Origin of the sequence: Nonlabens dokdonensis (assembly GCF_002162835.1) — a bacterium.
GTDB lineage: Bacteria > Bacteroidota > Bacteroidia > Flavobacteriales > Flavobacteriaceae > Nonlabens > Nonlabens dokdonensis_B.
The window spans coordinates 15,613-27,668 of record NZ_MAAX01000103.1; the positions used below are offsets into that span (position 1 = coordinate 15,613).

The window sequence follows — 12,056 nt, forward strand, 5'->3', positions numbered from 1 at the left end:
TTAGCTTTTACGGAAAAATGTAGCCTCAAATGTAGCACTATTTCCTACGTTATCAGTAACGATTACTTTAAGCTCATTTTCTGTATCAGTAACGACGCCATCGTCAAAATCGTGTGTGAGTATTCCGGTTTTATAATCGTACTCCATTAAAATGAATTTACCGTTCACTGTTGCTCGATAAGCGTCAACTCCAGTATCAGCATCTGCTATTTTGAGTTTTAGTGTTTTATTTTTAGAAATCCACTGTTTGTTCTTGAAATTAATTGGTTTTATCGTAGGATCTACATCGTCCTTACTAATGGCATAAGTGCCTAAAGTACGAGTACTCGCACTGAGAATGTTGCCTTTTCTTCTAGTATTTACATGATAGACTGCACCCCAATCTGTCACGCGACCTATATAATATTGTTTTAGATTATCATGTTTCTTTGCACTAGCGTCATAAGTTATAATCATATTCTTGTGTAAAGGAATGATGTCGCTGTGAATTTTTACAGTATCAGCATTTTGCTGTAAATCTAGAAAAGCACTTTCATACAGAGCTCCTTTAGGAATCATTAAGGTAAAAGGGCCACTGCTATTTCTATAGGTCAAGTTATGATCTACAAAGGTAAGCTGGTCGTCTTGATCAAGAACTATAGAGTCTGGAGCTGCATCATTTTTAATACTCATATTAATTTGCACTTTGTTTTCTTTATAGTCAGCTATTTCAATGCGGTATAAATGAGTAGCTCCTGGGTCAACCAGCTGTAAAACACCATTGTTTACATGATCTTCATAAAGACTTAACGGGCTGTCATTAGGGATATATAATTTAGAAATACGACTTTTAGTTTTCTTGAAATGTTCATAATCAATCAATTGATTGATATGCCTAGACTCACTGAATGCATAACGATCAAAGGTCATTTCAAAGTTTTTAGTCCCATTAAAAAAGCTAGCAATATGGTAAGTACCATTTTGATTATTAGCACCGTTTTGTTGATCACTGGTATTCACACCTATGCCTATGTCACCATAAGCATTAAATTCTTCTACTTTGAATTTCCCGCCTTTTAATGGGATAAGACGTAGTAACTGCGCTTCATGCTTACCGTTTATTGTGGAAGTTTCGCTTAGTGGAAATGCTTTAATTTGTTTAACCAGAGGTCTCTTAGTATCTGGGATTTCAATTCCCATCATCAAAGGATTTAATGGTCTTGCGGCGCTATCTCTTATTTCAAAATGTAAATGTGGTCCACCGCTACCACCAGAGTTACCACTATAAGCAACTACCTCACCTTGATCTACTCTTAATTCAAGATCTGTAGGGAATAATTGAATCGTGTAGCTTTCTTTTTCATATTGCTTTTTCTTTAAATATGCTTCTATGCGTGGAGAGAATTTTTTTAAATGTGCATAAACAGTAGTGTAACCATTAGGATGAGTGATGTAAAGCGCTTTGCCATAACCATATCTTTCTATTTTTATACGGCTTACATAACCAGATGCACTAGCATAAACCTTAGCACCAGTACGCTGATTTGTTTTAATGTCTAGACCGCTGTGAAAATGATTGGACCGTAACTCACCAAAAGTGCCACTTAATTTCAAATCTATATCAAGAGGATTAACAAAGTAATCTTGAGGTAGATTTTTGATAGTTTGGCTTTCGCCAAAGCGAGGAATAAATATAAATAGTAGTAAAAAACAGAATGCATGTCTTATCATAGGATAAATATATAATGTGAAAGTGATTTAAACGAATTAAATAAAGCTTTTCAAACTTTGTTCCATAAATATTTGAATTGTCATATGGTAATCCTAGATTTGTAGTTACAGCATTTAATTAGTACGTATGCCTACATTATCTTCTCAGATTTCTGAAATAGAACTAAAGATCAAGACTTTAATATCTGAGAATAATAGATTAAAGGCTCAGATGAGTGATAAGGAACAACGCATTTTTGAACTTGAAAAAGAAAATAATGCGCTTATTACCGCGTTTAAGGAAAGTGAAGATAGAAATGTAGCGCTTAAAACAGCTAATGCGATGCTAGGTAGTGATGATTATAAAACAAAAACCAAGCTCAAAATAAATGCATTGATAAGAGAAATCGATCAATGTATTGCCCAATTAACCTAAAAAGGTGGATAAACTTAAAATTAAAATATCAGTAGCTGATAGGGTTTATCCTCTAACTATCGATCCTTCTCGAGAAGAAGGTTTGCGTAAAGCAGCAAAAAGTATAGAAGCGATGATAAAGCAATTAGAACAAAGTTATGCAGTAAGAGATAAACAAGATCTTCTTGCCATGTGTGCTTTACAGTTTGCGGCAAAATCTGAGCAAATAGTTATAGATGATAGTGCTGATGTAGAACAGGCTAGAGAACAAATACAGGTTCTTAATATGTTGCTAGATAAGCAATTATCATAATCGTTCTTTAAATAAAAAACAATTACTACCTACACTTGTTTCATTTTTTGGTGAACTCAACACATAATTCTTTAAAAAAGGTGAGTCGTGGTTGTAAAAGCAAGCCGAACGTATGAGTCGGATCCTTGATCAACCAGTTAGCCTTAAACTTTATTTAAGGAGTTCATACAAAACCCAAACTTGTGTAGGTTTTTTTATATATAATAACCAATGGAAACAATAACAATCATAGCCGCAGTCGTGGCGCTCATAATAGGTCTAGCAATAGGCTTCTTTATAGCAAAATCAATAGTAGAAAAAGGAAAGGCCTCTAGCCTTATTGCAAACGCAAAGAAAGAAGCAGAGAGTATCCTCAAAGAAGCAGAAGTCAAAGGAGATAAAATTACTAGCGAGAAGCTCTATCGAGGTAAAGAAAAGTTTATGGATCTTAAATCTAAGCATGAAAAAGAAATCATGGCTAGAGAACAAAAAATGAAAGATGCAGAAAAACGTACCAAGGATAAAGAATCTGCTGTTTCAAATGAGCTATCTAAAAACAAAAAATTAAGTCAGTCTCTAGAGAGCAAACTTAAAGAAGTAGAAGGTAAAAGAGAGTCTGTTTACAAACGCATGGAAGAGGTAGACAAGCTGCATGAATCACAAGTAAAACAACTTGAGGTTATAAGCGGTATGTCTGGTGAAGATGCAAAAAAACAACTGGTAGAATCTTTAAAAGATAAAGCTAAAACAGAAGCAATGGGAATTATTCAGACGACCATTGAAGAAGCAAAGCTTACAGCACAGCAAGAAGCTCGTAAAGTAATTATAAACACCATACAGCGCATAGGTACAGAAGAAGCAGTAGAAAATTGTGTATCTGTATTTAACTTAGAGAGCGATGATGTTAAAGGTAGAATTATAGGTCGTGAAGGACGTAACATTAGAGCTATTGAAGCTGCTACAGGTGTTGAGATTATTGTAGATGATACACCAGACGCCATTATCCTTTCTTGTTTTGACAGTGTACGTAGAGAAGTAGCGCGTTTATCTCTTCATAAATTAGTGACAGATGGACGTATTCATCCAGCACGTATTGAAGAAGTAGTTGCAAAAACTAGAAAGCAAATCGATCAAGAAATTGCTGAGGTAGGAAAGCGCACCGTTATCGATCTAGGTATTCATGGATTGCATCCTGAATTGATTAAAATGGTAGGTCGTATGAAATACCGTTCTTCTTATGGACAGAATTTATTACAGCACAGTAGAGAAGTAGCAAAACTTTGTGGTACAATGGCTTCTGAGTTAGGATTAAACCCTAAACTTGCTAAACGAGCTGGACTTCTTCACGATATAGGTAAAGTCCCGGAAACTGAAGATGAAACTCCTCACGCAATTCTAGGTATGAAACTAGCCGAGAAGCACGGTGAAAAACCAGAAGTATGCAATGCGATAGGAGCACACCACGATGAGATAGAAATGACATCCTTACTTTCTCCTATTATACAGGTTTGTGATGCTATTAGCGGTGCGAGACCAGGAGCTAGAAGACAAGTACTAGATTCTTACATCCAGCGATTGAAAGATCTAGAAGATATCGCTTTTGGATTTAAAGGAGTAGAAAAGGCATATGCGATACAAGCTGGCCGTGAATTGCGCGTCATGGTAGAGAGTGAAAAAATTAATGATGATCGTGCTGCACAATTATCTTTTGAAATTTCACAGAAAATACAAACAGATATGACCTATCCTGGTCAAGTGAAAGTTACCGTAATTAGAGAAACACGAGCGGTAAATATTGCTAAGTAATAGCATCCTAAATACAATTTATAAACGCTCCTTTAAACATTCTGTTTAAGGGAGTTTTTCTTTTACGCAATTTTTGTAAAAGAAATTCAACCTGCTTTGCTATTGCATTTACTAGCAATAAAGAATAAATTATTTTAGTAAAATAAAAATAAATTTTAAGAAAGTTGAGTGAGCGTTAATTTTAGTTTTAATAATTATCTTTCTGTTTTTTATAGAGTTAGCTTTCGCGAAAGCGAATAAAGCAATAACTTTACCTAACCTTATCAATTCCCCATAAATAAAAACTAAACCGTTTTATTATGAGACTTTTTTACACATTGATATTTATTACTGCAATAGCAAATGCACAATTTTATGGTCCTGATGATTTTAGGATAAGCGATGCTGGTGGATTTGGTAACAATCTAATAGAGGTTGATTTTCCTGACATGGCTTATAACACTGTAAGTCAAAATTATCTTGTAGTCTGGGAAAGTGATGATACAGATCAAATGGGTGTGGTAAATAATAATATACAGATAATAGGTCGTTTTGTTGATTTGAATGGAAATGTTCAAGGTAATGATTTTCTCATTTCATCACTTAGTCTTGGGCAAAGTATGCTTACCAATACGCGACCTAGAGTGTCGTATAATTCTACTAATAATAATTATCTGGTAGTTTATGAAGGAGAGTTTAATAATGGTGAAAGAGAAATCTTTGGTGTGATTGTAGATGCAAATGGAGTGATAACTACGCCAGATTTTAGAATAACAACTAGAGGTGCAAGTGGTGTTACAACCACTTCTAGTAGGTCTCCTGGATTAACATATAATCCTACTTTAAATGAATATCTTGTAGTTTATGTATACATTGTAGAGGCAACTAGTACTACACCAGCTACGGTAGAGATAGAAGGGCAAAGACTATCTTCTACCGGAGCATTGTTAGGTAGTACTATTTCTATTACAGATTCCACTACTGGAGCTCAGACTAATAGTTCTATTCCAGATGTTATTTTTAATTCTCAGACAAATGAATATGTCGTCACTTACTCTGCTTCTCCTTTGCCTCTTGAAGAAGAAGCTTATGTAACTATAGTTAGTCAATCTGGTACTGTAGGCACCACAACAAGATTAAGTAATCGTGGCTCAATTGATAATTTAAGTTTTGCATTTAAATATGTAAGAGCAGCTTGGGATGAGTTGAATAATCAATACCTTTTTGTATATGACGCAGATAATACTACAAACGGAGAAATTGATGTATTTGGCGTTATTTATGATAGTACTATGAGCCTAGTCGTGCCAGAATTTGAAATAAGTATGGTTGCAGGAACTAGCACGAGACATGACGCTGTATCACCAGACGTAGAATGGTTACCTGGAGATAATAATTACTATGTAGTTTTTAGAGCAAATCCATTTTTTACCAATAGGAATGAGGTAGAGATTTTTATGAGATCTGTTACAAATGCTGGTGTAATAGGTGCTAATCTTTTAAGAGTCTCTTCTGCTCCGGTAGATGAAGCTGGAAGTGCTCGTTTTCCACGAATTTTAAGTAATGGAAATAGTGCGTTACTAACAGTATATGCTGCCGAGGATACTTCGCCAGCGAGTATGATGGTAGATCGTGAATATGAAATTTATGGCCAATTTTATGGGAGCCCAACATTAAGTGTAGCTAGTAATAATGATCAATTGCTGTCTGTTTTTCCTAATCCGGTTGAGAGTAAACTTTTTATTGATAGAAATGGTGAAACCCTTTTGTCCTTCTCCATTTTTAATGTAATGGGGAAAGAGGTTAGTGCTGCTAAGATAAATGAATCCAGCATTCAAACCATCGACCTTTCTGAGCTTTCGGCTGGATTGTACTTTTTAAATATTATTACTGATTCTCATAGTGAGGTTCACAAAATCTTAAAAAAGTAAAAAGCTCTAATTATTGAGAAATAATTAGAGCTTTGATTGTTGACCTATTACCTAATGAATGATTTACTCATCATAGATATTATCATATCCTTTCTCAGGCACTTCAAAAAACTTACCAGTTACGTAGCGGTAATGTTCATCCATTTCTGCAAGTTGTTTTAAGTCTTCTTTATCAAAATTTACTCCAGCTGCGGCAAGATTTTCTTTTATACGACCTTCATTAGTAGATTTAGGTATTACAGCAGTTCCTCTATGTGCACTCCAGTTAATCAATACTTGTCCTGGACTAGCATTGTGCTTTGAAGCGATAGACTTGATGGTTTCATTTTCTAGCATGTTAGGCTCGTTATCTTGTTTCATACCATCGCTGCGATCACCACTTCCTAATGGAGAGTAACCAGTCATATGAATTCCTTTACTAGAACAGTATTCAAACAACTCATTTTGTTGTAATAAAGGGTGCAATTCTACCTGATTCATTTCTGGCGTTACATCTGTTTTTGACAGTAAATCGTCTAGCTTCTTAGTAGAAAAGTTAGAAACACCTATATGTTTTGCTTTACCAGATTTTTGCAGTTCCACCATTGCGTTCCAGGTCTCATGTATAGGAGCTTCTTCTGGTGATAAATAATCTTCAGGCTTTTCTGCATTTTGAACATCTGGTTTAAAGGCAACTGGCCAGTGCATTAAATAAAGGTCTAAATAGTCTAATTGCAAATCATTTAAAGTTTGATCTAGTGCTGGTGCTACATCTTCTTTTAAATGTGCATTATTCCAAAGTTTTGAGGTAATCCATATGTCTTCTCTTTTGATTTCTCCTTTTGAAAATACTTCATTAAAGGCTTCTCCTATTTCTTTCTCGTTTCCATAGATCGCTGCACAATCGATATGTTTATAACCTTCTTCAAGTGCTGTAATAATAGCTTTCTTAACTTCTCCAGGCTTTGATTTCCAGGTTCCTAATCCTATTGCATCCATCTTATCGCCATTTCTAAATTCTAAAGTTTTCATAAGTATTGTTTTGTTTTTTATAAAGTTAGCTTTCGCGAAAGCGGATACCAAAAAATATACTTCACTTTATTAAAACTTTAGTACAACCTACGTGAATATTTAAAGTAATACTAAATGAAGAGTTTTTGTAAATGCTTAAGCCCTAGGATGGTGCTCGTTAATAACCTTTGCAAGATGAACTCGGTCTACGTGCATATAGATCTCTGTTGTAGTGATACTTTCATGTCCCAGCATCATTTGTATGGAGCGCAAATCGGCACCATTTTCAAGTAAATGTGTGGCAAAGCTATGTCTAAAAGTATGTGGACTAATGGTTTTTTTAATTCCAGCCTCGATTGCCTGTTCTTTAATAATATGAAAAATCATCGCTCTAGTTAATCCCGCGCCGCGTCTATTTAAAAATAATGTGTCTGTATGATCGGGCTTTAAGGGAACATGTATTCTCACCTCATTCTTGTAAGTGTTTATCATTTTTATAGTATGATTACCTACTGGCACAAACCGTTGTTTATCGCCTTTTCCAGTTACCTTAATAAACCCTTCATCAAAGAATAGATCACTAATTTTAAGCGAGATTAATTCGCTAACGCGCAAACCGCAAGCATAAAGTGTTTCTAAGATAACACGATTGCGTTCACCTTCCGGCGTAGATCGATCGATGCTATCGATGAGCTTGTCGATTTCTATAGTACTTAGAGTGTCTGGAAGTTTGCGACCTATTTTAGGAGTTTCTATCAGTTCCATAGGTTGATCTTCTCTGTAACGTTCTAAAATAAGAAATTCAAAAAAGGCCTTGAGACTGCTTATAGAACGGGCTTGGGATCGAGGTTGTACCGTTTTTGCGAGAGCATATATGTAGGAACGTAGCGCGTCTTGGGTGATAAGAGCAGGACTGTCTTTCATATTATTTTCACTGAGCCACTGAATCAATTTGTTAAGGTCCCTTTTGTAAGCTTTTACAGTATTTACAGAAAGTCCGCGTTCTAATTGCATATAAGTACTAAAATCTTTTACAGCTTGTTTCCAGTTCATAAGGTAAAGGTAGTAGTTTAAGTATTTAAGTTAGTTTTAAGATCTATAAGAGTTAATTAAAATCAAATAGGAGCTTTTAAAATACTGATATACAGGTGTTAAATATTTTATTTAACAAACTTTAAGTTCTGTTTTGATATTATTAGTACTTAGACTTAGGATATTCATATAGTTTTGTATCAAACATTTAAATTAACAAACTATGAAAAAATTAATTTTGAGTGCAGTAGCTGCGGTATTTGCAATGGGAATTTCAAATGCTCAGGAAATCGATTTTGGGGCAAAAGTAGGTGCTAACTTTGCAAAGCTTACAGGTGATGATCTTGAGGATGCTGATGGTAGAACAGGTATCAATGTAGGTATTACAGGAGAATATATGTTTAACCCTACGTTTGCTTTACAAGTTGAAGCTTTATACTCTCAACAGGGTTTACAAAGAGATTTAACCGGTGGTGGAGAACAAAAGCTAAAACTTGATTACATAAATGTTCCAGTCTTAGCCAAGTTTTATATTGGTGAGTCTGGTTTTTCAATTGAAGCTGGACCACAATTCGGTATTTTGGTTAAGGATGAAAGTAGTATAGAAGGTGCAGGTATCTTGAATGGAGAAACTGATCTAAATGCTGAAGAATTAGATCTATCTGCAGGTGGTGGACTTGCTTATAAATTTAAAGAAGGAACTTCACTTGAAGGACTTTCTGCAAATGTGCGTTATATGATCGGTCTTAATAATGTATTTGAAGATGGTGATACCTTTGGTGATGATATTACAAATTCTGTATTAGCGGTTTCTTTAGGTTATAAGTTTTAAAGTAACTAAATAACAGATGTAAAAAGCTGGCTTATAAGCCAGCTTTTTTTGTACCCATTAATGGGTAATTTATTGATTTTTAGATTTTTTTAACATTTTGAAAACATTTTATCTGATAGCTTTGAGCATCTAACAAATATAAAACTATGAAAAAAATCATTTTAATAGCCGCGATTGCAATCTTTGGATTGGGCTTAGGGAACGCACAAGAAATTAAATTTGGTGCAAAAGCAGGTTTAAACCTATCAAGTATAGGAGGAGATGAAACTGATGATGTAGAAAGTCGCACAGGATTTCATGTGGGTGGTGTTGCAGAGATAATGATCTCTGATAAATTTGCTTTTCAACCGGAGTTGGTTTATTCTTCACAAGGTGCTAAAAACGAATTTTCAGAATCTGGAAATGGATTTTCATTTACTGAGGAAAGTGAACTTAAATTGACTTACTTGAATATACCATTATTAGCTAAATACTATGTAGCTGATGGTTTTAGCATTGAGGCTGGTCCACAAATTGGGATTCTTCTTTCGGCAGACGCTGAGTTTACTGAGACAGAAACTTTTGGCGGAGTTACAGAAACTTTTTCTGGAGAAGCTGACGTAAAGGACGATGTAAGTTCTATAGATTTAGGTGTAGGTGTAGGATTAGGTTACAAAATGGATAGTGGATTAAACTTTGCTGTACGCTATAACCTGGGACTTTCTAATATCAATGATTTTGAAGGATCTGATGATTTTAAACAGCAAAATAATGTAATTCAAGTTTCAGTAGGATATTTCTTCAACTAGGATTGAATAAATATCTATTTAAAAAGCAACTTCTAAATAAATAGAAGTTGCTTTTTTTTGTAAAAAAAAAATACGATTTTTCTTACGTATGTGACTTAATTGATACATATTTGTTTCAATAATAACTAACAAAAACTACAATGAAAAATTTATTACTCGCTGCTGTTGCAGTTTTATCTCTTACTATTTCAAATGCACAAGAAAGAGAAAAAGGTGTTTTTGAGATAGCTCCTTACGTAGGTTTTAATTCGTCTAATTTTAATGGAGATGAGGTAGAAGGACTGGATAATAGAACAGGTGTCGCTTTTGGAGTACATGCAGACTATTACTTTAATGATAGATGGTCTCTAAGATCAGGTATCAATTACTTACCTATGGGAGCAGACGGTATCGATGGTGAACTTGAGTTAAATTATATTGCCATTCCTTTGAATGCAAACTGGCATTTTGGTAGCACCAGAAAATGGAATTTAAACTTTGGATTTTCACCAAGTTTTTTAACTAATGCTGAATTTGAAGGTATTGAAGTTACTGATGGAATAGAAAGTTTTCAAATCTCATTATCTTATGGGATAGGTTATAAATTATTTATAAATGAGAATTTTAGTTTGCTTTTTGAAGCTCAAAATGATTTAGGTATCACAGACTTTTTAGAAGTAAATGAGGTTTCAAGAACCAATTATGGAGGTTCTTTTAACATTGGTGGTGTATTTAATTTTTAAATAGAATTCAACATTTTTTAAAGCCGGTTCACATGAATCGGCTTTTTTTGTGTCTCGCTTTCGCGAAAGCGGAATTACTAATATCTTTACTTCATGAAAATATTAATTTTAAACGGTCCTAATCTTAATCTTTTAGGAACTCGAGAGCCAGAAATCTATGGTTCACAAACTTTTGACGAGTATTTCAGTGAACTGCAATTTAAATTTCAGGAAATGGAATTGGGTTATTTTCAATCTAATTCTGAAGGAGCGCTTATCGATAAGCTACATATGGCTCAAAAGGAAGGTTTTGATGCTGTGGTATGTAATGCTGGCGCATTTACACATACTTCTATAGCTATAGGTGACGCTGTTGCTGGAATTTCTGTTCCTGTAATTGAAGTACATATTTCTAATGTGATGAATCGAGAAGAATTTAGACATGTCTCTTATATATCAAAACATTGTAAAGGTGTGATAAGTGGATTTGGTTTAAAGAGTTATGAGCTTGCTATCAACTCTATGTTATAATTGTAATTACTATTTAAAGTAAAAAAGCTCGTTAAGGATTACCTTAACGAGCTTTTATAATTTTATGAAATCCTTTTATAGTCCAGGATAATTACCAGTAAGTATGTCTATAAGGTCTACTAAAGCCCATATACCAAGACCTCCAAATGTAAGTATAAACAAAATATTCCAGCCAATAGGACTGCGCAAGAACCATCTATGTGCAGCAAATGGCCATAGGAATACAAAAAGCAAAGTGGCGATAGTTTGATCTTCAGACCATACAACAGCTGCAGGCGTTGTTAATGAAGTTGAGGTTTCCTCCATAGTAGTGCCATTCTCAAGTTGTACCACCTTAGTCGTTACTTGTCTTTCTACTGGGAAAGAAGCATAAGCAAAACTACCTATCATCATAAATAGGCTCATTAGTACAAGAGTTAATTTTGTTTTCATAAATAAAAATTTAGTTAGTTATATTTACTCAAATATATATAAAAAAAACATGTCCAAATTTACCTTGATAATACTATTGTTGTGCGCTGTTTCTGCAAGTGGACAAGAGTTTGAATATTTAGGCCTTCTTAAATTACCAGATAGCTCGTTGATACCTTATAAATTAGATTTCAAGGAATCAGAAGGTAAGATTTATGGTTTTTCCTATACAGATTTGAACGGTGAACATGAGACGAAATCAAGAATCGTGGGACGCTATGATGATAGAAAAAACAATCTAGAATTTAGAGAAGTGGAATTAATTTACACTAAGTCTAATATGGCCGAAACTACTTTTTGTAATGTATATTTTGACGGTAGTATGAGGAGACTCAACGGTAAATCTAAGATAGAAGGTACTTTTAAAGGTTATTATGATGATCTCACAAATTGTATAAACGGAGAACTCTACATGAGTGCTGCTCAAAAAATTCAAAAAAGAAATAAAAAATTTCAAAGGAAAATAGACCGCACAGATCGTGTGCCCGATAGCATAAAGGAAAAGATCAACTTAGATAAAATGTTTAACCGGTATGCAAAAAATGATTTAAAGGGTGGAGAACAGCTTAACATTTTATGGAAAGAAGACTATCTTAAAC

At 34.3% G+C, this 12,056-nt stretch carries 13 protein-coding genes and 1 other RNA gene; 10 read left to right on the forward strand and 4 right to left on the reverse strand.

Annotated elements, in window-relative coordinates; all coding sequences use genetic code 11:
* The gene (locus A9Q93_RS06465) at positions 1-1,710 is read right to left on the reverse strand and encodes a M23 family metallopeptidase (protein WP_303686564.1); all 1,710 of its coding nucleotides are present in this window, start codon (positions 1,708-1,710) and stop codon (positions 1-3) included.
* Positions 1,711-1,837: 127 nt separating this feature from the next.
* Here A9Q93_RS06465 and A9Q93_RS06470 point away from each other — a divergent pair, with 127 nt between their 5' ends.
* The 5 genes from A9Q93_RS06470 to A9Q93_RS06490 all read left to right on the forward strand — a co-directional run bounded on the left by A9Q93_RS06470 (position 1,838) and on the right by A9Q93_RS06490 (position 6,112).
* On the forward strand, positions 1,838-2,125 hold the full coding sequence (locus A9Q93_RS06470) for a hypothetical protein (RefSeq protein WP_303686565.1): 288 nt from the start codon (positions 1,838-1,840) through the stop codon (positions 2,123-2,125).
* Positions 2,126-2,129: 4 nt separating this feature from the next.
* Complete coding sequence (locus A9Q93_RS06475; protein WP_303686566.1) at positions 2,130-2,417, forward strand: cell division protein ZapA; 288 nt, start codon at positions 2,130-2,132, stop codon at positions 2,415-2,417.
* A 54-nt stretch (positions 2,418-2,471) separates the two neighbouring features.
* Positions 2,472-2,582: non-coding RNA, 6S RNA (gene ssrS / locus A9Q93_RS06480), on the forward strand.
* Positions 2,583-2,627: 45 nt separating this feature from the next.
* On the forward strand, positions 2,628-4,202 hold the full coding sequence (gene rny / locus A9Q93_RS06485) for a ribonuclease Y (RefSeq protein WP_303686567.1): 1,575 nt from the start codon (positions 2,628-2,630) through the stop codon (positions 4,200-4,202).
* A gap of 299 nt (positions 4,203-4,501) precedes the next feature.
* The gene (locus A9Q93_RS06490) at positions 4,502-6,112 is read left to right on the forward strand and encodes a T9SS type A sorting domain-containing protein (protein ID WP_303686568.1); all 1,611 of its coding nucleotides are present in this window, start codon (positions 4,502-4,504) and stop codon (positions 6,110-6,112) included.
* 63 nt (positions 6,113-6,175) lie between these two features.
* Here the strand turns inward: A9Q93_RS06490 and A9Q93_RS06495 are convergent, their stop codons facing one another.
* Complete coding sequence (locus A9Q93_RS06495) at positions 6,176-7,123, reverse strand: aldo/keto reductase (protein ID WP_303686569.1); 948 nt, start codon at positions 7,121-7,123, stop codon at positions 6,176-6,178.
* 135 nt (positions 7,124-7,258) lie between these two features.
* Positions 7,259-8,155: a site-specific tyrosine recombinase XerD gene (gene xerD, locus A9Q93_RS06500; protein WP_303686570.1), complete on the reverse strand. Its 897-nt coding sequence runs from the start codon at positions 8,153-8,155 to the stop codon at positions 7,259-7,261.
* 202 nt (positions 8,156-8,357) lie between these two features.
* Here xerD and A9Q93_RS06505 point away from each other — a divergent pair, with 202 nt between their 5' ends.
* The 4 genes from A9Q93_RS06505 to aroQ all read left to right on the forward strand — a co-directional run bounded on the left by A9Q93_RS06505 (position 8,358) and on the right by aroQ (position 10,986).
* Entirely contained in the window at positions 8,358-8,966 is a 609-nt protein-coding gene (locus tag A9Q93_RS06505) for a porin family protein (protein WP_303686571.1), read from the forward strand.
* 146 nt (positions 8,967-9,112) lie between these two features.
* Positions 9,113-9,754, forward strand: coding sequence for a porin family protein (locus A9Q93_RS06510; RefSeq protein WP_303686572.1), 642 nt, complete (start codon positions 9,113-9,115; stop codon positions 9,752-9,754).
* A gap of 140 nt (positions 9,755-9,894) precedes the next feature.
* Positions 9,895-10,476 (forward strand): porin family protein, encoded by a 582-nt coding sequence (locus tag A9Q93_RS06515; protein ID WP_303686573.1) that lies wholly within the window; start codon positions 9,895-9,897, stop codon positions 10,474-10,476.
* A gap of 93 nt (positions 10,477-10,569) precedes the next feature.
* Positions 10,570-10,986 (forward strand): type II 3-dehydroquinate dehydratase, encoded by a 417-nt coding sequence (gene aroQ / locus A9Q93_RS06520; RefSeq protein ID WP_303686574.1) that lies wholly within the window; start codon positions 10,570-10,572, stop codon positions 10,984-10,986.
* Between the two features lie 75 nt (positions 10,987-11,061).
* Here the strand turns inward: aroQ and A9Q93_RS06525 are convergent, their stop codons facing one another.
* Positions 11,062-11,418 (reverse strand): TM2 domain-containing protein, encoded by a 357-nt coding sequence (locus A9Q93_RS06525; RefSeq protein ID WP_303686575.1) that lies wholly within the window; start codon positions 11,416-11,418, stop codon positions 11,062-11,064.
* Between the two features lie 49 nt (positions 11,419-11,467).
* Between A9Q93_RS06525 and A9Q93_RS06530 the strand changes: the two genes are divergently transcribed.
* Positions 11,468-12,056, forward strand: a 589-nt coding sequence (locus A9Q93_RS06530) for a hypothetical protein (RefSeq protein ID WP_303686576.1), incomplete at its 3' end; no start/stop codon positions are given.